The following is a 22,698-nucleotide window of genomic DNA, read 5'->3' as shown; positions in this document are numbered from 1 at the left end:
TACCGGGTAATGTGACTGCTCATGATCACACGCCTGTCCACGCTTTTCCTGCGCACGCTGCGCGAAGACCCCGCTGACGCGGAGGTCCCCAGCCACAAGCTTCTCGTCCGCGCCGGCTACATCCGCCGCGCCGCCCCGGGCGTCTACTCGTGGCTGCCGCTGGGACTGCGGACCCTGCGCAAGATCGAGGACGTCGTGCGCGAGGAGATCAACGCGATCGGCGGCCAGGAGCTCCTCTTCCCGGCGCTGCTGCCGCGCGAGCCCTACGAGACCACAGGCCGGTGGACCGAGTACGGCGAGCACCTGTTCCGGCTGAAGGACCGCAAGGACAACGACATGCTCCTGGGCCCCACGCACGAGGAGATGTTCACCTCGACGGTGAAGGACCTGTATTCCTCGTACAAGGATTTCCCGGTCACGCTGTACCAGATCCAGACCAAGTACCGCGACGAGGAGCGCCCCCGCGCCGGCATCCTGCGCGGCCGTGAGTTCGTGATGAAGGACTCCTACTCCTTCGACATGGACGATGAGGGCCTCGAGGCCTCCTACCAGGCGCACCGCGGCGCCTACCAGCGCATCTTCGACCGCTTGGGCGTCTCCTACGCCATCTGCAAGGCCACCTCCGGTGCCATGGGCGGCTCCGCCTCCGAGGAGTTCCTCGCCGTCAGCCGGAACGGCGAGGACACCTTCGTGCGCGCCACCGGAGGCGACTACGCCGCGAACGTCGAGGCCGTGGTCACCCAGCCGGTCGAGCCCCGCCCGATCGAGGGCCAGCCCGAGGCCGTCGAGCACGACACCCCGGACGCCGAGACCATCACCACCCTCGTCGACTGGGCCAACTCGGCCGGCGTGCGTGTCGACGACCGCGAGGTCACCGCCGCCGACACCCTCAAGTGCGTGGTGGTCAAGGTCACCGAGCCCGGCGCAGAGGATCCCGAGCTGCTCGGCGTGCTCGTCCCGGGTGACCGCGAGGTGGACATGAAGCGCCTCGAGGCATCCCTCGAGCCCGCGGAGGTCACCATGGCGGAGGAGGCGGACTTCAAGAAGAACCCTTTCCTGGTCAAGGGTTATGTCGGGCCGCGCGGCCTGGCCGCCAACGGTGTCCGCGTCCTCGCCGACCCGCGCGTGGCCACCGGCACCGCCTGGATCACGGGCGCCGATGCGAAAAACCGCCATGTCGTCGGCCTCGTCGCCGGCCGCGACTTCGAGGTGGACGGCTTCATCGAGGCCGCCGAGATCCGCGAGGGCGACCCGGCACCGGAGGGGCAGGGCACCCTCACCCTGGAGCGCGGCATCGAGATCGGGCACATCTTCCAGCTCGGCCGCAAGTACACCACCGCCTTCGACGTCCAGATCCTCGACGTCAACGGCAAGCGCGCCATCCCGACCATGGGTTCCTACGGCATCGGCGTCTCCCGCCTCATGGCGGTGATCGCCGAGCAGCGCCATGACGACAAGGGGCTCAACTGGCCCGTCGAGGTCTCTCCGTACCAGGTCCACGTGGTCGTCGCGAACAAGGACCAGGCCGCCCTCGAGGCGGGCGAGCAGCTCGCCGCCGCGCTGGACGCCGCCGGCGTCGAGGTGCTTTTCGACGACCGTCCGAAAGTCAGCCCCGGCGTCAAGTTCAAGGACGCGGAACTCCTGGGCATGCCGTTCGCCGTGGTCCTCGGCCGTTCCTTTGCCGACGGCAAGGTGGAACTGCGCATCCGCGGCGGCGACACCCTCGAGGTCGCCGCCGACGAGGCCGTGGCCGAGGTCGTGGAGCTCGTGCGCGGTTAGACCCCGGCCGCCACGACGAGAACCCTCGATTCCCCGCCGTGTGCAGGGTGTCCGAGGGTTCTTTTTTCCGCGGTGGGCGCGCCAGAAAAGACGGTGCGCCGTCCAATCTGACGAAAACGTGTCGACGTCTTCTTATATGACCTGCCCGGAGGGACGCGCAGTGTCAGATATGACGATGCGTCGCCTTATCTGACGTCGACCGCCTCCCGCTTCACCCCGCCCGGCCACCAGAACTTCTCGCCCAGCAGCTGCACCAGCGCCGGGATGAGCAGCGTGCGCACGACGAGAGTGTCCAGCAGCACGCCGATGAAGATGACTATGCCCACCTGCGCCAGCACCACCAGCGGCAGGACGCCCAGGGCGGCGAAGACCGCCGCCAGCAGGATGCCCGCGGAGGTGATCACGCCGCCCGTGGCAGACAGCGAGCGCAGTACGCCCTCCTTCGTGCCGTGGGTCTTCGCCTCCTCCTTGGCGCGGGTGATCAGGAAAATGGAGTAGTCGATGCCCAGAGCCACCAGGAAGACGTAGGCGTAGAGGGGCGTCGAGGCGTCGAAACGCTCGAAGCCGAGCAGGCCGGTGGACACCCACCAGCCCAGGCCCAGCGCGGCGACGTTGGTCAGCAGCACCGTGGCGGTCATGAGCACCGGCGCGACGACGGAGCGCAGCAGCACCATCAGGGCGATGAGCAGCACCAGCAGGATCACGGGGAAGATCAGCGTGCGGTCCGCGGCGGCGGAGGCTTCCGCGTCGTAGAGCTGCGCGTCCTGGCCGCCCACCAGTGCGTCGGTGCCCTCGAGGGTGCTCCGCAGCTCTTCGGTGTCGGGTCCGGCGACCTGGAGGATCTCCCAGTCCCCGGCCGGATCCTGCGGCCGGACCGTCGCCCCGGCGGATTCCAGCGCGGCGGTGACGTCCTGCGCCTGCCGGGTGGCCACGATCGCGGGGGTGGCCTGCTGGTCGGGGAACTTCTCCTCCAGAACCGCGGCCGCGGAGATGGACTCGGGGGTCTCGATGAACTGTTCCGCCTGGCTCAGGCCGGTGCTGATCTGCAGGGCACCGAGGCTCGCGGCGCCCAGCAGGACCAGAGACACTGCGGCGACGGGGGCCGGGCGGGAGCGCACCAGCCCGCCGATGCGGTCCCAGAACCGGTGGTCGGGTTCCTCGTCCAGGCGCGGGATCTTCGGCCAGAAGATCCACCGGCCGAACAGGAGCAGGATGCCGGGCAGGACGAAGACGGCGAAGATGAAGGCCACGGCGATGCCGACCATGGAGGCCAGGCCGAGGCCGCGGGTGGTGGGCACGGCGGAGAGCAGGAGGCAGGCCACACCCAGGATCACGGTGAACGCAGAGGCGAACACGGTGCGCACCGTCGGCCCCCAGGCGGCCGACATGGCCTCGAAGCGGTCCTCGTACCTGTGCAGTTCGTCCCGGTAGCGGGAAATCAGCAGCAGGGCGTAGTTGGTGCCTGCGCCGAAGACGAGCACGGAGAGGATGCCGGAGGTGGATTCGTTCCAGGAGGCGCCGAGGGCGTCGAGGACCCAGGTGAAAGAGATCGCGGCGAGCCGGTCGGCGACGCCGATGACCAGGAGCGGGATTAGCCACAGGACGGGGGAGCGGTAGGTGATGATGAGCAGCACCGCGACAATCGCACCGGTGACCGCCAGCAGCAGGAAGTTGGCACCCTCGAACACGCCGGCCAGGTCCGCCTGGATGGCGGCGGGGCCGGTGACCTGGGCGGTGACTCCGGCGGGGAGGCCCGCGGCGGCGTCGGAACGCAGCTGGGCCACCCGGTCGGCGTTGTCGCTGAGGCCCTCGGACTCCACCGTCACCGGGACGAGCGCCGCCGACAGATCCTCGTTGGGGATCAACGGCCCGCCCAACTCGGCGGCCTTGGCCCCGAGCGCACCCGGGTCGAGCGGGCCGTCGCCGGTGAACAGGACGATCGCGGCACCGCCGTCGTCGTCGTCGGGGCGCTGCTCGAGGATCTCCGCCACGCGGGTGGAGTCGACGTTCTCGGGGGCGGTCGCGGTGGGGGAGGCCGGGGCCGTCGCGGCCCCGAAGGACATGGCGCCGATCCCCAGGATCAGCAGGAGGAGGGCGAGCCAGCGGAAGGCCCGCGCAGTGGAGGTTTTCACCCCTCAAACGTTACTGAAAGATCACCCTGCCGAGTACGAGCCCAGAGCGGTTTCGACCTCGGCGGTGCCGCGCACCGCGAACTCCTGCCACGCGCCCGGGGCGGCCTCGGCGGCGGCGGCCAGCCAGGCCCCGGCGAGGCTCTCCTCCACGCGGGTGACGAAATCCTCCGCGGTGGCCGCGTCGACGGGCTCGTCGAGTCCCTCGAGCTCGTATCCGGGCTCGGCGACGGGAACCTCGCCGAAGGGCTCGAGGACCTCGCGGAGGATGCGGATGCGGGACTCGTGGGCGTCGAGGAGTTCGTCGACGGCCTCTTGCCGCGCTGGGTCCAGCCGGGCCCGCGCCACCCCGAGGCCCCAGGCCGTCGCGTACTCGCGGGCGAGCAGCTCGCGCGCGGCGTCGGCGGCACCGGAGTCGGGGGAGGGGTCGAGGCGCGCCGGCAGGTCCGCGGGGGAGACGGCCGCCATGTCCACCGCCTGGCGGACCGCCAGCGCGTGGGATTCGGCGGGGAGGTCGGCTCCGAGCGTGAGCGCGAGGGAGTCGTCGATGCTCACCTGCGGCAGGGCGGTCACCTCGGGTTCGAAGGCGCAGGACTCGGGCACGGTGCCGTCGGCGTGGGTGCCGCAGAGCCGGGCAATCTCGTCGCCGAGTTCCCCGGCGTGGCGCGCACGCAGTTCGGCCTCCTCGCCGCTGAGCGCGGCGGCGTCGCTGGCCGCCCGGTCCGCCAGGGCGGCGACCTGCGCGTCGGGCCGGGGCCCGAAGGTGGCGGCCACGTCCTCGACAGTGCAGGAGGTCAGCAGCGGCACGGTCAGGAGCAGGGCGAGTCGACGGTTCACAGCCGACACCCTACCCGCGATAGGCTGGTGGCCATGGCATTCCCCGGCGAAGAAGAACTAGTCACCCTGATCACTCCCGTCACCGAAGGGTTCGGCCTCGACATCGAGGGCGTCAAGGTGACGCGCGCCGGACGCAAGTCGGTGGTGGGCATCCGGGTGGACTCGGATTCCCGCCCGGATCTGGACCTGCTGGAGAAGGTCTCCCAGGAAGTCTCCGCGCTTCTCGACGCCGCCGAGGAACGCGGCGAGGTCAACCTCGGCGCCGGCTACACCCTCGAGGTGTCCACCCCGGGCGTCGACGCCCCGTTGACGCTGCCGCGTCACTGGCGCCGCAACCGCAACCACCTCGTGGAACTCACGGAGGACGGGCAGAAGTCGGTGTGGCGGGTCGGACCTGTCTCCCCGGAGGAGACCTCCGTGGTCCTGGTGCGCACCGTGAAGAAGGACTGTGAGGTGCGGGTCCTGGAATTTTCGGAAAATACTCCGGCGGTGGTAGAAATTGAGTTCTCAAACCCCCCGGCGGCGGAAACCGAGCTGACGGGACTCGACTATGACCAGGCCGTCGCCTGGCAGGAGGAAAACAAGTGAATATCGACATGGCTGCGCTGCACAACATCGAGAAGGAGAAGTCCATCCCGGTGGATGACATGCTCCAGACGATCGGCGGCGCGCTCCTCCACGCCTACCGCGACTACCGCGGCGAGGAGGGCGACTCCCGCGCCCGGGTGGACATCGACCGGGTGAACGGCTCTGTCGCCATCATCGTCTCCGAGCTCGACGAGGACGGGGCAGTCTCCTCCGAGTACGACGACACCCCCGACAACTTCGTCCGGTTGAGCGCCCAGGCCGTCCGCGAGGCCATCGTCAAACGCCTCCGTGAGGCGGAGAACGTCCGGCTCTTCGACGAGTACCAGGCGTTCGAGGGCCGCGTCGTCTCCGGCGTGGTGCAGAAGGACGAAGCCGCCAACTCGCGGGGCATGGTCATCGTCCAGCTGGGCACCGAGACCGACCCCCAGGACGGCATCCTGCTGCCCGCCGAGCAGATCCCGGGCGAGGAGCTCAAGCACGGCGATCGGGTCAAGGCCTTCATCGTCGGCGTGAACAAGGGTCCGCGCAGCGTGCAGATCAATCTCTCGCGCACCCACCCGGAGCTCGTCCGCGGGCTCTTCGAGCTGGAGATCCCCGAGGTCGCGGACGGTTCCGTCGAGATCCTCGGCATCGCCCGGGAGGCCGGCCACCGTTCCAAGGTGGCCGTCGCCGGCAGGATCAAGGGGCTCAACGCCAAGGGCGCCTGCATCGGCCCCCGCGGCCAGCGGGTGACCAACATCATGAACGAGCTCGGCGGGGAGAAGATCGACATCATCGACTACTCCGAGGACCCGGCCACCTACGTGGGCAACGCCCTGGCCCCGTCCAAGGTCATCCGCGTGGAGATCACGGATCCTGAGGCGCAGACCGCGCGTGTCACCGTGCCGGACTACCAGCTCTCCCTCGCCATCGGCCGGGAGGGGCAGAACGCCCGCCTCGCAGCGCGGCTCACGGGCTGGAAGATCGACATCCATTCGGACGTCAACTAGGGCGGTTTCCCGCTGAAGTTCAATTTCAGGTGAAAATAGCGTAAACTGTTGGATGGCCCATGTGCCGTTGATGAACAGGATTTATGTAGGAGACGAATGACGCGGACCCGTGAAATGCGCATTCGGACCTGCATCGCCACCCGCGAGCGCAAGTCCGACACGGACCTGCTCCGGGTGGTCGTCGATAGCAGGGACGAGTCCCGCCTACTGGCGGACCCGTCCCGCAGACTTCCCGGAAGGGGAGCCTGGATCACTCCTGATCTCGCGGCACTCGAGCTGGCGGAACAACGTCACGCCTTTGGGCGGGCGTTCCGGAAGTCCGGGAAAAACCTGGACACAGGTCACGTACGCACGTACCTCACGGCGCAAGCTGCCGGAACCGACACTGTAAGGAAGACCGAACACTGATGAGCACACCACGATGAAGCATCAGCGATGAACGTCACATACATCGCCTAGAGGTCGAGTTCCCTTTCCGGGGCTTGATACTCGATCTCTGGCAACAACAAGAGGAGTAAAGTGCCCGGAAAGCTACGCGTTCACGAGCTTGCAAAGCAGCTCGGCGTAACCAGCAAGGAACTGCTCGCCACGCTCAAGGAGCAGGGCGAGTTCGTCAAGACCGCATCTTCCACCGTCGAACCCCCGGTGGTCCGGAAGATGCTCGACGTCTACGAGAAGGACACCGCCCCGAAGCCGGGAGCGGCGTCCGCCAAGCCGGGTGCCGCAGGCAAACCCGGCCCCAAGCCCGGTGGCGCACCGAAGCCCGGTGCCGCAACCAAGCCCGGCCCCAAGCCGGCGCCGGCCGCGAAGCCGACCCCGGCTCCGGCCGCAGCAGCGAAGCCGACGCCGGCCGCAGCCGCTAAGCCCGCCCCTGCCCCGACCCCGGCCGCAGCGGCGAAGCCGACCCCTGCCCCGACGCCGGCGGCAGCCGCTAAGCCTGCCCCGACGCCGGCGGCAGCCCCGAAGCCCGAGGCTGACGCACCCACGCCGGCCGCAGCGGCAGGCAAGCCCGGCCCGAAGCCGGGCCCCGCAGCCAAGCCCGCACCCAAGCCGGGCGGCGCACCCAAGCCGGGTTCCGCCATGCCGCGGCCGATGCCGCGTCCGGGCGGCCGCCCGCGTGTCGCCAACAACCCGTTCTCTTCGGGCGGCGGTGACCGTCCGGCACCGCGTCCGGGCGGCGGCCGCGGCCAGGGCGCACCGCGTCCCGGCGGCGCCGGAGCTCCCGGTGGCCGTGGCGGTCAGGGCGCACCGCGCCCCGGCGGCCAGGGTGGCCAGGGCGCACCGCGTCCGGGCAGCGATCGTCCGGCACAGGGCGGCGGACGCCGTCCGTCGCCGGGAATGATGCCGACCTCGCAGGCTCCGACCCCGGGTCAGATGCCGCAGAAGGCGGCCGGCGCAGGTCGTGGCCGTGGCGGCCAGGGCGGCCCCGGCGGCCGTACGGGCGGCCCCGGTGGCGGTGGCGGCGGCGGTTTCCGTGGCGGCGGACCCCGTCGCGGCAGCACTGCCGGTGCTTTCGGACGTCCGGGCGGCGCACCGCGCCGTGGGCGCAAGTCGAAGCGGCAGAAGCGTTCCGAGTATGAGGCGATGCAGGCCCCGAACGTCGTCGGCGGCATCCGCCTGCCCGACGGCCGCGGCCAGTCCATCCGTCTGCGCCGCGGAGCTTCCCTGTCGGACTTCGCCGACAAGATCAACGCTGATCCGGCCGCACTGGTGCAGGCTCTGTTCAACCTCGGCGAGATGGTCACCGCGACCGCTTCGGTGTCTGAGGAGACCCTGCAGCTGCTGGGTGCGGAGATCAACTACGTCGTCCAGGTCGTCTCTCCGGAGGATGAGGACCGTGAGCTGCTCGAGTCCTTCGACCTGCAGTTCGGCGAGGACGAAGGCGGCGAGGAAGACCTCGCGAAGCGTCCGCCGGTCGTGACCGTCATGGGTCACGTCGACCACGGTAAGACGCGACTGCTGGACACCATCCGTAAGGCTGATGTCGGTGCCGGCGAGGCCGGCGGCATCACCCAGGGCATCGGTGCCTACCAGATCCGTCGCGTCGTCGACGGCCGCGAGCGTCCCATCACGTTCCTGGATACCCCGGGCCACGAGGCGTTCACCGCCATGCGTGCCCGTGGTGCGAAGTCCACGGATATCGCGATCCTCGTGGTCGCCGCCGACGACGGCGTCATGCCGCAGACGGTGGAGGCCATCAACCACGCGAAGGCGGCCGGTGTGCCGGTCGTCGTGGCGGTGAACAAGATCGATAAGCCGGACGCCTCCCCGGAGAAGATCCGCGGCCAGCTCACCGAGTACGGCCTGGTTCCGGAGGAGTACGGCGGCGACACCATGTTCGTCGACATCTCCGCCAAGCAGGGCACGAACATCGACGAGCTGCTCGAGGCTGTCGTCCTCACCGCGGACGCCTCCCTGGATCTGCGCGCCAACCCGGACATGTACGCCCAGGGTGTCGCCATCGAGGCGAACCTGGACCGCGGCCGCGGTCCCGTGGCCACCGTCCTGGTCCAGCGCGGTACGCTGCGCGTCGGCGACTCCATCGTCGTGGGCGGCACCTACGGCCGCGTCCGTCGCATGATCGACGAGCACGGCCACGACGTGGAAGAGGCGGGTCCGTCCCGTCCGGTCCAGATGCAGGGCCTCAACGGCGTCCCCGGCGCCGGCGACAACCTGCTCGTCGTCGAGGACGACCGTGTCGCACGCCAGATCGCGGCGCAGCGTGACGCCCGCAAGCGTTCCGCTGCCCAGGCACGCGGCCGCAAGCGCGTCTCCCTCGAGGATCTGGATGCGGTGCTCAAGGAGACTTCGGTCCTCAACCTCATCCTCAAGGGCGACAACGCCGGCTCCGTGGAGGCGCTGGAAGAGTCCCTGCTCAAGATCGAGATGAACGACGAGGTCGAGCTCAACATCATCGACCGCGGCGTCGGTGCGGTCACGCAGACGAACGTCTCGCTGGCCAACGCCTCCAACGCGGTGATCATCGCCTTCAACGTCCGCGCTGAGGGCAAGGCCACCGAAGAGGCCAACACCGAAGGTGTGGACATCCGCTACTACACCGTCATCTACAGGGCCATCGAAGAGGTGGAGGCTGCCCTCAAGGGCATGCTCAAGCCGGTCTACGAGGAGCGCGAGGTCGGTGTCGCGGAGATCCGCGCGCTGTTCAAGGCCTCGGCCATCGGCCTCATCGCAGGTTGCATGGTCGAGAGCGGCAAGGTGCGCCGCAACGCATCCGCCCGCCTGGTCCGGGACGGCAACGTCATCGCGAACAACGTCAAGATCGAGTCCCTGCGACGCGAGAAGGACGACGTCACCGAGGTCACCGCAGGCTACGAGTGCGGTCTCGTGCTGTCCTACCCGGACATCGCGGTCGGCGACAAGATCCAGGTCTTCGAGCAGGTCGAGGTCCCGCGCGACTAGCATGCCGCGCACACTGTGGTCCGTTTCGGACCTGCACGTCACCTGGCCCGCCAACCGCGAGCGCACTGAGCGCCTGCGGCCGGCGGATCCGGGGGACTGGCTCATCGTCGCCGGAGACGTGGCCGAGCGTATCGACGTAGTCGTCGACACCCTCGCCCGTCTCCGGCGGCGTTTTGCCCGCGTCATCTGGACGCCGGGCAACCATGAACTTTTTTCCCGCGGCGCCGACCGCTTCAAGGGGCGTGAACGCTACCTGCGCCTGGTGGAGCTGCTGCGTGAGGTGGGCGTCGATACGCCCGAGGATGATTACCCGGTGTTTGGGGACGTCACGGTCGCACCGCTGTTCACTTTGTACGACTACTCCTTCCGCCCGCCGGGCCTGAGCGTGCCCGAGGCGCTGGAGGGGGCCAGGAACGCGCGCGCCATGCTCGACGACGAGCTGTTCATTGCCCCCTACGTGGACATCCCGGCCTGGTGCGCCGAGCGGGTGGCCTACTCCCGGGAACGGTTGTCGTCGATCGAGGGGCCGACGCTGCTGGTCAACCACTGGCCGCTGGTCGTCGAACCGACGCTGCGCCTGGCGAAGCAGGAGATGGCCCTGTGGTGCGGGACGGCCGCCACCCGCGACCTGCCCGTGGAACACGACGCCGTCGGGGTGATCCACGGGCACCTGCACATGCCGGAGGAGATCAGGGTGGACGGCGTCCCGCACTTCGACGTGTCCCTCGGTTACCCTTTCGAGCAGGAACGCATGCCGCGGCGCGCCTGGCCGCTGCCGGCCCTGAAAATCCGGTGACGGACCCCGGAGCCGGGGAGGGGCGAGGGCCGGCGGGCGCACGGGGTAGAATCTGTGGAAGTTCTGAGTTCGACTATCAAGGAGACGCCAGACATGGCAGACAACGCCCGCGCCGCCCGCATGGCCAAGCGCATCCAGACCATCGTGGCCTCTGCGATTGAGCGCGAGGTCAAAGATCGCCGCCTGGAGCTGGTCACCGTCACCGACACCCGGGTCACCGGCGACCTCCACGACGCGAAGGTGTTCTACACCGTCCGCGGCCGCTCCCTCGACGAGGCCCCCGACTACGACGCCGCCGCGGAGGCGCTCCACCGCGCCCGGGGCCAGCTGCGCAAGATCGTGGGCGACCAGCTGGGCGTCCGTTTCACTCCGACCCTCTCCTTCGAGGTGGACACCGTCCCGGAGGCCTCCGCGCACATGGAGGGGCTGCTCGCCCGCGCCCGGGCGCGCGACGCCGAGCTGGCGAAGCTGAAGGAGAACGCGAAACCGGCCGGCGACCCCAACCCGTACAAGACGGAGGGCGATCAGTAGTGCCCCCCTACGCCGAAGCGGCCGCCGCCGTCGAGGCTGCGCGGAGCGTGGCCGTCGTCGGCCACGTGCGCGCTGACGCGGACGCCATCGGCTCCGTGTGCGCCACTGTCGGCGCACTGCGCCAGCTGGGCAAGCAGGCGGTGGGGCTCATCGGGCAGTCCTTCCCCTTCGCGGACAACCTGCGCACCATCCCCGGTGCGGAGGAGATCCTGCTCAGCGATTCGCTGCCCGACGTCGACCTCATCATCACCGTCGACTGCGGTTCACTCGACCGCACGGGTACGCTCGCCGCGGCGATCGCGGAGCGCCCCGGTGACACCGTGGTCATCGACCATCATTCCTCCAACCCCGGTTACGGACACGTGGACCTGATCGACGCCGGGGCCGAATCCACGACCACGGTCCTCGGACGGCTCTTCGAGCTGCTGGACGTCACGCTGGATAAGCCGATCGCGCATGCCCTGTATGCGGGCCTGCTCACCGACACCGGCAGTTTCCGGTGGGGCACCCCGCAGATGCACACCTTCGCCGCCCGCCTCATGGAGACGGGCCTGGACGTCCGGTCCATCGCCGTCGACCTGCTCGATTCCGGCACCGTGGTGGATCTGCGGATGATGGGCCGCGCCCTGTCGAGCGTGCGGGTGCACGAGGCCGGTGAACACCGCCTGGCGGTGATCGTCGCCGACCACGATCTCGTCCGGACGGGTTCGCTGCCCGCGGTCGAGGGCCTGGTGGACTTCGTGCGTTCCCTGGAGGGCACGAACCTGGGCGCGGTGTTCAAGGAGTCGATGCCCGGGATCTGGCACGTCTCGTTGCGTTCCAACCAGATGAACGTCTCCCTGCTGGCCGTCGCCCTGGGCGGCGGCGGGCACATCCCGGCCGCCGGCTACACCGCCCACGGCACCATCGACGAGGTCCTCGAGGAATTGCTGGGGGAGCTGCGGGCGTCGTGACGGTCTCCGCCAGGCAGATCTTCGCACTGGCGCTGCCCGCCCTCGGCGTCCTCGCCGCGACCCCGCTGTATCTGCTTCTCGACACCGCCGTCATCGGCCGCCTCGGCGCCTTCGAACTCGCGGCGCTGGCCATCGGCACCACGGTGCAGTCCACGGTGACCACGCAGCTGACCTTCCTGTCCTACGGCACCACCGCCCGCGCCTCCCGGCTCTACGGTTCGGGGCGGCGCGGGGACGCCGTCGCAGAAGGCGTGCAGGCCACCTGGGTGGGGCTCGGGGTGGGGCTGGTCATCGCCTCGTTGATCTGGCTCTTCGCCGGGCGCATCGGGCTGTGGCTCTCCGGTGACGCGGCCACGGCCGCGGCGGCGGAGGAGTGGCTGCACATCGCGGCCTTCGCCATCCCGCTGACGCTGGTGGTCATGGCCGGCAACGGCTGGCTGCGCGGTGTGCAGGACACCCGGCGCCCGCTCTGGTTCACCCTCGCCGGGGTCATCCCCGGGGCAATCCTCATCCCCGTCCTGGTCGGCGAGTTCGGGCTCCCGGGCTCCGCGATGGCCAACGTGGCGGGCGTGGCCGTCACCGCCCTGTGCTTCCTCGTCGCCCTGGCCCGGGAACACCGGGGCAGGTGGCGGCCGGACTGGTCGGTCATACGGCGGCAGCTGGTCATGGGCCGGGACCTGATCCTGCGGTCCCTGTCCTTCCAGGTGGCCTTCGTGTCGGCGGCGGCGGTGGCCGCCAGGTTCGGCACGTCCTCGCTGGCGGCCCACCAGATCATGCTGCAGCTGTGGAACTTCATCACGCTCGTGCTCGATTCCCTCGCCATCGCGGCGCAGGCGCTGACGGGGGCGGCGCTGGGGCGTGGGACGGTGGACGTCGCGAAGCAGGTGGGGCAGCGGGTGACCGTGTACTCCCTGCTCTTCGCCGGGGCGCTCGGCGCGGTGTTCGCGGCCGGCGCCGGAGTGATCCCGCGGTTGTTCACCGGCGACGCCACCGTCCTCGAAACCATCGCGGGGCCGTGGTGGCTGATGATCGTCATGATCGTCCTCGGCGGCGTCGTCTTCGCGCTCGACGGGGTGCTGCTGGGGGCCGGTGACGCGGCCTTCCTCCGCACGATCACCATCGCGTCCGTCGTCCTCGGTTTCCTGCCGGGCGTGTGGATCGCCTACGCCGTCGGCGGCGGCCTGACCGGCATCTGGCTGGGACTGCTGGCGTTCATCGTCATCCGGCTCATCGCGGTGGTCTGGCGCTTCCGGTCCATGGCGTGGGCTGTGGTAGACACGGGGAGATAAGGAGGTGCGTCGATGAACACAACGTTGTGGGCCGTCAGCGACCTGCACGGCGCCGTCAAGGCCAACGTCATCCGGATCGAAGAGATCCAGCCCGCGGACCCCTCGGACTGGCTCATCGTCGCCGGTGACGTGGCGGAACGCACCGACCTGGTGCTGCGCATCCTCCGGCAGCTGCGGGGACGCTTCGCCAAGGTCATCTGGGTGCCCGGCAACCACGAGCTGTTCTCGCGATCCACGGACCGCTACCAGGGCAGAGACAAGTACACCGAACTCGTCGACGGGTGCCGGGAGATCGACGTCCTCACCCCCGAGGACCCGTACCCGGTGTTCGACGGCCTCACCATCGTGCCGCTGTTCACCCTCTACGACTACTCCTTCCGCGCACCGGGCATGACCGTCGAGGAGGCGGTCCAGGCCGCCCACGACCGGCAGATCATGATGACCGACGAGTTCGCCATCGCCCCCTTCGTCGACGTCCGCGCCTGGTGCTGGGACCGGCTGGCCTACTCCATCAAACGGCTCTCCCTCATCGAGGGCCCCACCATCCTGGTCAACCACTGGCCGCTCGTGCAGGAGCCGACGCTGACCCTGCGCCACCCGGAGATCGCCCTGTGGTGCGGCACCCGGCACACCCGGACCTGGGCAGAGCGCTACAACGCGGAGGTGGTCATCTACGGGCACCTGCACATGCCCGGGGAGACCGTCGTCGCGGGCGTCCCGCACGTGGAGGTGTCCCTGGGCTACCCCCGCGAATGGGAACGCCACGGCCACCTCAACCCCTGGCCCTACCGGGTCCGCACGGTGCGGGGTGGTCACGATGCTTGAGCAGTTCCTCTTCCCCGACGCCGCCCGCTTCTGCTACGTCATCACCGACCGTAACCACCCCGACCTGCAGAACTACCACGGCCTGCATCCCCTCGAGCAGGCGCTGGTGTCGCACTCGGTCGACGTGCGCAAGGCCGAGTTCGGCGACGCCCGCTGGTGCGCGCACCAGGCGCTGCGAGACCTCGGCCACTGCGACTACGAACCGATCCTCCGCGGCGAACGGGGCATGCCCCTGTGGCCGGACTCCGTCACCGGTTCCATGACCCACACCGAGGGATTCCGCGCCGCCGTCGTCGCCCCGAAGAAGCACGTCCGCTCCATGGGGCTGGACGCCGAACCGGCGGAGGCGCTGCCCCGGGAGGTCATCAGCTCCATCGCCCGCCCGGGGGAGATGCCCCAGCTCGAACGCCTACGTTCCGAGGGCATCGAGTGCGCCGACCGCCTGCTCTTCTGCGCCAAGGAGGCCACCTATAAGGCGTGGTTCCCGATGACGCACCGCTGGCTCGGTTTCGAGGAGGCGGAGATAGACATCCGTTCCGACGGCTCCTTCATCTCCTACCTCCTGACCCGGCCCACCCCGGTGCCGTTCATCTCCGGCCGGTGGATGGTGCGCGACGGTTATGTCATCGCCGCGACCGCGGTGACCTAGCCGGAACCGGGGTGGCGGTGACCCCCGCTGCCCGGAGGTGCGGCACGCCCGTGGCATACTCTCCGGACGTTCATTCATCACCGTCCGGAGGGAATCATCATGGCGTTGCGGCGTTGGCTCACACTGACCGGGGCGGCCCTGGTACTCGGGCTGGCGGCCGCCGGATGTTCGGCGCCGGACGGCGGGACGGCCGGGTCCGGGTCGCCGGAAGCGACGGTTTCGACCGCCGCCGCGACATCGGACTCCGCTGCCCCGGGGGAGAGCACCCCGGCGGAGTCGGAGACGACGTCTGCGAAGGCGCCGGAGGAGATCGGGGAGCCGGGTGCGGCGGCCGGGACCGCGGCGGCCGCGCTGGCGTCCCTGGAGGTCAAGGGGCGCGCCCCCATGACGGGCTACGACCGCGAGCAGTTCGGCCCTGCGTGGGCCGACACCGACCACAACGGCTGCGACACCCGCAACGACATGCTCGCCCGCGACCTGACCTCCGTCACCTTCCGGCCCGGCACCAACGACTGCGTGGTGCTCACCGGGGTGCTCAACGACCCCTACACCGCCACCGACATCGCCTTCCTCCGCGGGCAGGGCACCTCCGAGGCAGTCCATATCGACCACGTCGTCGCGCTGGCGGACGCGTGGCAGAAGGGCGCCCAGCAGCTCGACGCGGAGGTGCGCCGTCAATTTGCCAACGACCCGCTGAACCTGCTGGCCGTCGACGGTCCCGCCAACATGCAGAAGGGCGCCGGCGACGCCGCCACCTGGCTACCCGCCAACCGTTCCTTCCGCTGCGACTACGTCGCCCGGCAGATCGCGGTCAAGGCCAACTACGACCTGTGGGTCACCGCAGCGGAACGCGACGCCATGGCACGTGTGCTGGACGCCTGCCCCGGGCAGGTTCTCCCCGAAGGCCGGACCAGCCCCGCCGTCGAGCCCACAGCGACGGCTCCGGCACCGGAACCGCTCGCTGACCCGGCGGTCGAGCCGGCGGCCGTCGCCCCGGCCCCGGCCCCGGCTCCCGCTCCCGCCCCGGCTCCCGCCCCGGCGGCGCAGCCGGAGGGGACGGATCCGCAGTTCAGCAGCTGCCGGAAGGCGAAGGCCGCGGGGTACGGACCCTACGTCGCGGGGATCGACCCCGAGTACCACTGGTACGGCGACGGGGACAACGACGGCATCAACTGCGAATAGCCCCTACCCGGCGGGCCCCCGGTCGCGCAGCTAGAGCGTCGAGGGCCGCGCCACGAAGACGGTGGCCAGCCGCTGGCCCTTCTCCTTGATCAGGGCGATGGCGCGCCCGTCGGGAGCCACGGCCGCGTGCACGCCGGCCAGGCCGCGGGGTTCGAGCCACTTGCCCATGGCCAGGGCGGCGGCTTCCTCGTCGGTGACGGCGAGGACCGGGAAGTTCCGGGTGAGCGCCTCATCCAGGGAGAGCGAGAGCTGCGGCTGCTCCTCCAGCTGCGCGAGGGTCTGCGCGTCGGAGAGCAGGAAGGACCCGACCGCGGTGCGGCGCAGCGCTGTGAGGTGGCCGCCGACGCCGAGGGCCTCGCCGAGGTCGCGGGCCAGGGAGCGGATGTAGGTGCCCGAGGAGCAGTCGACGCTCACGTCGATGTCGAGGAACGCGCCCTCGCGGCGGAAGGCGAGGGCGTCGAAACGCGTCACGGTCACCGGCCGGGCGGGGATCTCGATGTCCTCGCCGTCACGCACCCGCTCGTGGGCGCGCTTGCCGCCGATCTTGATGGCGCTGACCGAGGCGGGGCGCTGCATGATCTCCCCGGTCAGCGCGGCGATGCCGGCCAGCACCTGCTCCTCGCTTATCGACGCCGCGTCCGCCCCGCCCGTCACCTCCCCCTCGGCGTCGTCGGTGGTGGTGGACGCGCCGAGCCGGATGGTGCCGTCGTAGGACTTCGTGGCCGCGACCATGTGCGCGAGGAACTTCGTGCCGCGTTCGATGCCGACGACGAGAACGCCGGTGGCCATGGGGTCGAGGGTGCCGGCGTGGCCGACCCGCCGGGTGGAGAAGTATCGCCGCAGGCGGGAGACCACATCATGCGAGGTCATGCCCGCGGGCTTGTCGACGACGACGAGTCCGGAACCGGCCAGGGGATCAGTCATACCGGAAGTCTATGCCGTAGTCTGTAGCGGTGATTGTTTGGCACGGAGTTGAGGACATCCCCGCAGACCTCGAGGCATCGGTGGTCACCATCGGGGTCTTTGACGGCGTTCACCGCGGGCACCGCGCGCTCATCGAGGAGGCGGTCCGGTCCGCGCGGGCGCAGGGGCTGCCATGCGTGATGGTCACCTTCGACCCGCACCCGCTCTCGGTGTTCGCCCCCGAGCGCACCCCGGTGCTGCTCATCCCGGTCGAGCAGCGGATGCGCCACGCCATGGAACTCGGCGTCAACGGCGTGCTGGTCCTGGATTTCCGGCACGAGCTGGCGGGCCTGTCGCCGGAGGATTACTTCACCGTGCTGCTGCGCGACGGGCTCAAGGCCCGGACCGTGGTGGTGGGGGAGAACTTCACCTTCGGCGCCCACGCCGCCGGCACCGCCGACACCATGCGCGAGCTGGGCGCCAAGTACGGCGTGGACATCAACATCGTCGACCTGCTCTACGACGAGGACACCCGGATCTGCTCCTCCCAGATCCGGGAGTACCTCGGGCAGGGCGACGTGCGCAGCGCGGCCTGGGCCCTGGGCCGGGACTTCCTCGTCACCGGCGAGATCGTCCACGGCGCCGGCCGCGGCGGCCGCGAGCTGGGTTTCCCCACCGCCAACCAGTACTTCCCGGAATCGGTGGCCCTGCCCGCCGACGGGGTCTACGCCGGCTGGTTCACCATCCGCGACGACCGCCCCATCGACGGGAACATGGAACGCGACGTGGCCTACCCGGCGGCGATCTCCGTGGGCACCAACCCGACCTTCGGGGACGAGCCGCGCAGCGTCGAATCTTTCCTGCTGGACCGCGAGGCGGACCTTTACGGCCACACCGCGGACGTCTCCTTCGTCGGGCACATCCGCGACATGGTCAAGTACAACTCGGTCGAGGAACTCACCGCAGCCATCACCGCGGACGTGGAGAAGACGCGCGAGATCCTCGGCATCACCGGAGCGGAACAGCCGGAGTAGCGCGGTGGCACGGAAGATCATCCTCGACCTGGACACGGGCATCGACGACGCCCTCGCCCTGGCCTACGCCCTCGGCTCCCCGGAACTCGAGCTCATCGGCGTCACCGGCACCTACGGCAACGTGACCGTGGACACCGGGGTGCGCAACGCCCTGGCCATTCTGGAGCTCTTCGGCCGCCCGGACGTCCCCGTCGTCGCCGGCCTGCCGCACGCCCGCGGGCGCGACTCCTTCGAGGTACTCGAGGTCTCCGAGTTCATCCACGGCGCCGACGGCGTCGGCGGGGCGCAGCTGCCCGCACCCACGGCGGCCCCCGCCGAGGGCGGCGCGGTGGACTTTCTCATCGACGCCGTGCGCACCCACGGCGAGGACCTCGTCATCGTCCCCACCGGGCCGTCCACGACCATCGCCGCGGCGGTCGAGGCCGACGACACCTTCGCCGAGCGGGCGAGCATCGTCATGATGGGCGGCGCCCTGACGGTGCCCGGCAACGTCCGGCCCTGGGCTGAAGCCAACGTCCACCAGGACCCCGAGGCCACCGACGTGCTCTTCCGCCGCGCCCGGGATGTCACCATGGTCGGCCTCGACGTCACTCTGCAGACCCTGCTGACCACCCGGGAGACCGCCGTCTGGCGCAAGCTGGGCACCCGGGGCGGAACCTTCCTGGCCGACGCCGCCGAGTATTACATCCGGGCCTACGAGACCACCTCGCCGCACCTGGGCGGCTGCGGCCTGCACGACCCGCTCGCGGTCGCCGTCGCCGCCGACCCCGGCCTGATCACCTGCCTGGACATCAACATGAAGGTCGACGTGGGCGGCGAGACCCGCGGCCGCACCATCGCCGACGAGACCCGCCTGAACGATCCGGTGAAGACCACCAGGGTCGCCGCGGCCGTCGATGTCGAGCGCTTCCTGGGGGAGTTCATGGGGCGACTGACCACGCTGGCGGAGCAGACGCCGGCTCACTGAGCCGGCAGCAGCTCCGAGGGCTCGCCGCTGAGGGTGATCATCAGGGCGTCGCGGGCGGGGGAGGCGGCCACGTAGAGCAGCGCGCGTTCACGCTGGAGCATGTCTGCGATGAAACGGTCCAGTCCGGGGCGGCAGATCAGCGGGCCGTCGAGAACTCGTCTCACTCACCGGAATTATCCAGCTTCGAGTTCTTCGACTTCTGAACCAGGGCCTGGACACCGAACACGACCACGGCGATCGCCATGAAGAAGGACGCCATGACGCCCGCGATCCCGACCGAGGCCAGACCGGCGATCCCGAGGACGTTGCTCACCGCGAAGACGATGAAGGTGGCGATGCCCCATTTCTTGAACCGGACAGCCGCTTTGTTCTCTGGTACTGACGCAGCCGGGGTGCTGGGCGTCGGGATAAGTGGGCCAGCGGGGGAGGTGTTCGCGTAATGCTGCGTGGCCTGCAGCTGTTGCTCGAGGGCACGGGCCATGAGCTCATGGGGAGTGGGATCTGCCTCGGGGACGTCCCCGTGCGTGACGGACGTCGATGTCGGCGGGGAGGCCACAGGCTCATCCGGGGTCGCGTGTTCGACGACGGGTTCCGCAAGAGTCGCGACCGGAAAGCTCTCGTCGTCTGCGATCTCTGCATCATCCACCGACTCGCCGTGAATTGCGGGGCCGGAAAGATCGTTCTCGGAGCTGTTCGCCAACTGCTCGGTAACCCAGGCGCTGAAGTCAGTCTGGGTCATGAGGGGCTTTCCATACCGGAGGGCCAGACTCATCTTGCCGTCGCTCGCATTCGGATCGTCGGTGACCAGAACATCCGAGCGGGTCTTGGTCACCGCCTGTTTGTAGTCCAGCCCGAGAGAGTCGCAGAGCGACTGAAGCGCGGAACCGTGGGGATACAGTTTCCCTTCGATGATCGTGGAACCACGGAAGGCCACACGGGACCCTTCCCGGAAGAACTCCCACGGACTGACCCATTCATGGGCGGGTTGGGTGTCCTCCCGTTCCGGTTTGTTGAGGGATGTCGCCGCCGAGGAAACGGCGGCAACCTCGATCGGTTGGGCACTCTCCGCGACCGGGGTGGCCTGTGTTTCCGTCACAGAGGTAGTGAACGGGCCGTTCTCGTACCAATGCTCGAAGTCAGCCTGAGAGATGATCGGCTTCCCGAACTCCCGGGCATTCTGCGCCTTGCGTGACATGGACGCCGGGTCTCCGGCCACGAGGACATCGCACCGTGTCTTAGACACCGAAGACTTGTACTCGAGCTGCCGGTCGCGGCAGATTTGGGTCAGCCGCTCGTCGTCAGCGGGTCCTCCCAAAAGTTCGTTCCGGCCGGTGAACACCACCCTTGTTCCCGGGGTGAGCAGATCGGAGGTGTTTTGTGTGTCTTCGGCGGGTTGGTTGATATCCACGCCATCGATCCCTGCACGGCGAGCCCGCTCCTGGACCTCCTCATACTGCTCGTCGTTCCAGAATCCGCGGGAGATCGCCCAAGCGGACAATAACTCTGCTGTCTCCTCCAACTCAGCTGGAACCAATGATCCCGTGATGCCGCCGGAGAATGCCGCCCAGGCGTTGTCTGAGTCTGTGGCGCGTGCGGGGTCCAGGTGCATTGGGCTGCCCGCAGCCCATCCCGGGATGAAAACCGCCCCCTCCGTATCCAGCGGAGCACTCGGAACGACTTGCCCGTGGGTTACGGCGAAGGGATCGCGCACATAAGCGTCGACCATGCTGCGGCAGCGTGAGACGACGTCGTCGCCGACGGGTGCGACGCCGAACTCGGCGATGTCGTATCCGGTGCCGAGCGCCAGGTCCATTCCTTTCTCCTGGTGGCGAACGGCACGCTCAACCATTGGCAATTGATCGCCGATGATGATTCCTCCCGCTGCCTGCCGGCGAAGGAGCGGCCAGAAATCCCCCAGCGACGGCGCCATGGCGAGACCGCCGGAGGGAACATCGTTGACCCGTCCGAATTCACCGAGGTCCGACATCGGGTTGATCCAGGACCCGAAGCTCGCGACTTCCTGACCGTCCTCCAGGATGATCGCGTGCACCCGGGCGACGTGGTCGCTGATGCCGAAGTTGACTCCGTCGAAGGAGAGGAAGACCAGCCGGGAGGCGGAGGTAAGCGGGCTGACCTCACGGCGGATCATGCGCACGAGACTGTTGTTGGCGCGGATGTGCCGGTGCTCCACCGGCGCACTGAACCTCAGGTGGGCCAGGTCGACCCCTCGAGACAGAGCGACGTAAAACTGTCCGTCGGTGGCGGTGCCGCCGACGAGATTGATGAAGAGCTTCGGGATCGTCTTGCCCTGGGACTTGTGGATGGTGATCGCCCACGCGAGGATCACGGGAAACTGCGTGATGGTGCCGACGACATCGCTGGAGAGGACCCCTGATTCCATCGAAGGCCTTTTGATTTCCCACGTGTATCTGCCCAGCTCAACGGTCTTGCCGTTGTGATCCAATCGAACGCTGAGGGTGTCAGCGGATGCCGCTACCAGAGTTCCGAAGCTGCCGTTGACGAAGAGTCCGCCCTGGTCATTGATGATGGTCATCACCCGGGCGCCGACTGCGTAGTGCAGTTCTTCTGAACCGCTGAACGAGTTGTTGTCGGTCTGGCCTTCGTGCTCAGCGACGGAGACGAATCGAGGAGACTCCAATTCATTCAATCGTTCATGATTGATCTTCTCCACGGTGCGACGGTGGGAGGCGAGCGTCACCCAGTCACTCGGCACGCGGAAATGGGGATCCACCCGGTCGTTCAGAACAGCAAGGGCGGAATCTCCGACGCTTCCTTCGCGGACCTGGTTCAGCACTTCGATGAACTCTTCATCGGTTTGCCTCCATACCGTGGTCAGGTTGATGTTGGTCAGTGCGAGATTTCCGAAACAGTGAGCAGAGAAGAAGTACGGTGTGTCCCACAGGGAACTGAATAGTTCCGCCTCGTGGTTCGTGACCACCGGCGGCAGCTGCAGCAGGTCGCCGACCAGAACCAGCTGAACGCCGCCGAAGAGCTCATCGCTCTGTCGAATCCGACGGAGAGCGATGTCGATCATGTCGAAGAGGTCGGCACGGACCATGGAGATTTCATCGATCACGAGCACATCCACAGCTTTGAGCACGCTGGTGACTCGACTGCCCGGTCGCCACGAACCACCTGGTTTGAGGTCATCGGGGTACATGCCGGGGCGGAACCCGAACGACCGATGGATGGTGAACCCGTCGATGTTGAGGGCAGCAACGCCGGTCGGTGCGGTGACAAGCACATTCTCATCGTTGAGCGATTCGAGGTAGGTCCGCAGCAGAGTTGATTTTCCGGTACCTGCCTTACCCGTGATCAATATGTGTTTCCCCGAGCGGATCGACTCGAGGGCGGACTCAAACTCTTTGGTGATCGTGATTGGCACGGCGCTAAACAACTCCCAGATTCAAATACTTGCTTGTAGCGGCATTGAAGCATGGAAGTCGGACACGGCGCCTGGTTGCGGAGCTCTAATTCGAACGGGGATACGGCAAGGTGACATGCCGGGTGGGGATGGGGAAAGAAATTCAGGAAGGGGACAAATCATCGAGCAGATTCATGGCGAAAGTGTGTGAGCTGTTTGAGTGAAAGCACATTTCCTGGAGGCCGTAGATGAGCCCTCAGCGAAAATGCAGCCGTGCTTTCTCGATTCGTTCGGGAAGTGGATAATGACGACACTGCCGCCAGCCTGCGATCTTCAGACCGCACGCGTCGCCGCGGCCGTAGATGTCGAACGCTTCCTGGCGCAGGGGACTCCGGCAGCGCTGCGGGATTTGGTCGACTGTCCGCCAGACCGGTAAGATCCC

General features: G+C 68.5%; 19 protein-coding genes. 14 read left to right on the top strand and 5 right to left on the bottom strand.

Annotated features, from left to right (window positions below; genetic code table 11):
• Window positions 1-21 precede the first annotated feature (21 nt).
• Window positions 22-1,779 carry a proline--tRNA ligase gene (locus B840_RS07595; RefSeq protein WP_042621648.1) on the top strand — a complete coding sequence of 586 codons (1,758 nt, stop codon included), beginning with the start codon at window positions 22-24 and terminating at the stop codon, window positions 1,777-1,779.
• Between the two features lie 185 nt (window positions 1,780-1,964).
• Here B840_RS07595 and B840_RS07590 read toward each other — a convergent pair whose 3' ends face one another.
• On the bottom strand, window positions 1,965-3,911 hold the full coding sequence (locus B840_RS07590; protein WP_042621647.1) for an MMPL family transporter: 1,947 nt from the start codon (window positions 3,909-3,911) through the stop codon (window positions 1,965-1,967).
• Window positions 3,912-3,932: 21 nt separating this feature from the next.
• Window positions 3,933-4,745, bottom strand: coding sequence for a DUF4439 domain-containing protein (locus tag B840_RS07585; protein WP_042621646.1), 813 nt, complete (start codon window positions 4,743-4,745; stop codon window positions 3,933-3,935).
• Window positions 4,746-4,778: 33 nt separating this feature from the next.
• Between B840_RS07585 and rimP the strand changes: the two genes are divergently transcribed.
• From rimP to B840_RS07530, 11 genes are all read left to right on the top strand, one after another.
• The gene (gene rimP, locus B840_RS07580; RefSeq protein WP_042621645.1) at window positions 4,779-5,333 is read left to right on the top strand and encodes a ribosome maturation factor RimP; all 555 of its coding nucleotides are present in this window, start codon (window positions 4,779-4,781) and stop codon (window positions 5,331-5,333) included.
• Window positions 5,330-6,322 (top strand): transcription termination factor NusA, encoded by a 993-nt coding sequence (nusA, locus tag B840_RS07575; protein WP_042621644.1) that lies wholly within the window; start codon window positions 5,330-5,332, stop codon window positions 6,320-6,322. Before rimP ends, nusA begins: the two co-directional genes overlap by 4 nt.
• Window positions 6,323-6,436: 114 nt before the next feature.
• Window positions 6,437-6,730, top strand: coding sequence for a YlxR family protein (locus tag B840_RS07570; protein WP_342341961.1), 294 nt, complete (start codon window positions 6,437-6,439; stop codon window positions 6,728-6,730).
• Window positions 6,731-6,841: 111 nt separating this feature from the next.
• Window positions 6,842-9,742, top strand: coding sequence for a translation initiation factor IF-2 (gene infB, locus B840_RS13100; RefSeq protein ID WP_042621642.1), 2,901 nt, complete (start codon window positions 6,842-6,844; stop codon window positions 9,740-9,742).
• Window position 9,743: 1 nt separating this feature from the next.
• Window positions 9,744-10,538 carry a metallophosphoesterase family protein gene (locus B840_RS07560; protein ID WP_042621641.1) on the top strand — a complete coding sequence of 265 codons (795 nt, stop codon included), beginning with the start codon at window positions 9,744-9,746 and terminating at the stop codon, window positions 10,536-10,538.
• A gap of 93 nt (window positions 10,539-10,631) precedes the next feature.
• Window positions 10,632-11,069: a 30S ribosome-binding factor RbfA gene (gene rbfA, locus B840_RS07555; RefSeq protein WP_042621640.1), complete on the top strand. Its 438-nt coding sequence runs from the start codon at window positions 10,632-10,634 to the stop codon at window positions 11,067-11,069.
• Window positions 11,069-12,022 carry a DHH family phosphoesterase gene (locus B840_RS07550; RefSeq protein WP_042621639.1) on the top strand — a complete coding sequence of 318 codons (954 nt, stop codon included), beginning with the start codon at window positions 11,069-11,071 and terminating at the stop codon, window positions 12,020-12,022. The genes rbfA and B840_RS07550 overlap by 1 nt, the downstream gene beginning before the upstream one ends.
• On the top strand, window positions 12,019-13,311 hold the full coding sequence (locus B840_RS07545; RefSeq protein WP_280513138.1) for an MATE family efflux transporter: 1,293 nt from the start codon (window positions 12,019-12,021) through the stop codon (window positions 13,309-13,311). Before B840_RS07550 ends, B840_RS07545 begins: the two co-directional genes overlap by 4 nt.
• A gap of 12 nt (window positions 13,312-13,323) precedes the next feature.
• A complete protein-coding gene (locus B840_RS07540) occupies window positions 13,324-14,136 on the top strand; it encodes a metallophosphoesterase family protein (RefSeq protein ID WP_042621637.1) in 813 nt (270 codons plus the stop codon).
• On the top strand, window positions 14,129-14,785 hold the full coding sequence (locus tag B840_RS07535; RefSeq protein ID WP_042622614.1) for a 4'-phosphopantetheinyl transferase family protein: 657 nt from the start codon (window positions 14,129-14,131) through the stop codon (window positions 14,783-14,785). Before B840_RS07540 ends, B840_RS07535 begins: the two co-directional genes overlap by 8 nt.
• Window positions 14,786-14,884: 99 nt before the next feature.
• Window positions 14,885-15,967: a GmrSD restriction endonuclease domain-containing protein gene (locus B840_RS07530; protein WP_042621636.1), complete on the top strand. Its 1,083-nt coding sequence runs from the start codon at window positions 14,885-14,887 to the stop codon at window positions 15,965-15,967.
• A gap of 30 nt (window positions 15,968-15,997) precedes the next feature.
• Here the strand turns inward: B840_RS07530 and truB are convergent, their stop codons facing one another.
• A complete protein-coding gene (truB, locus tag B840_RS07525) occupies window positions 15,998-16,891 on the bottom strand; it encodes a tRNA pseudouridine(55) synthase TruB (RefSeq protein WP_042621635.1) in 894 nt (297 codons plus the stop codon).
• A 29-nt stretch (window positions 16,892-16,920) separates the two neighbouring features.
• Here truB and B840_RS07520 point away from each other — a divergent pair, with 29 nt between their 5' ends.
• On the top strand, window positions 16,921-17,904 hold the full coding sequence (locus B840_RS07520) for a bifunctional riboflavin kinase/FAD synthetase (protein ID WP_042621634.1): 984 nt from the start codon (window positions 16,921-16,923) through the stop codon (window positions 17,902-17,904).
• A gap of 4 nt (window positions 17,905-17,908) precedes the next feature.
• Entirely contained in the window at window positions 17,909-18,871 is a 963-nt protein-coding gene (locus B840_RS07515) for a nucleoside hydrolase (RefSeq protein ID WP_042621633.1), read from the top strand.
• On the opposite strand, the gene B840_RS13495 is transcribed toward B840_RS07515, so the two are convergent.
• Window positions 18,865-19,035 (bottom strand): hypothetical protein, encoded by a 171-nt coding sequence (locus B840_RS13495; RefSeq protein WP_156971868.1) that lies wholly within the window; start codon window positions 19,033-19,035, stop codon window positions 18,865-18,867. The two genes, B840_RS07515 and B840_RS13495, sit on opposite strands and share 7 nt — an antisense overlap.
• Window positions 19,032-22,277 (bottom strand): ATP-dependent DNA helicase, encoded by a 3,246-nt coding sequence (locus B840_RS07510; protein ID WP_042622613.1) that lies wholly within the window; start codon window positions 22,275-22,277, stop codon window positions 19,032-19,034. The genes B840_RS13495 and B840_RS07510 overlap by 4 nt, the downstream gene beginning before the upstream one ends.
• Between the last annotated feature and the right edge of the window lie 421 nt (window positions 22,278-22,698).

It is taken from the genome of Corynebacterium marinum DSM 44953, from assembly GCF_000835165.1.
GTDB lineage: Bacteria > Actinomycetota > Actinomycetes > Mycobacteriales > Mycobacteriaceae > Corynebacterium > Corynebacterium marinum.
This window is presented reverse-complemented; position numbering and strand designations above follow the sequence as displayed.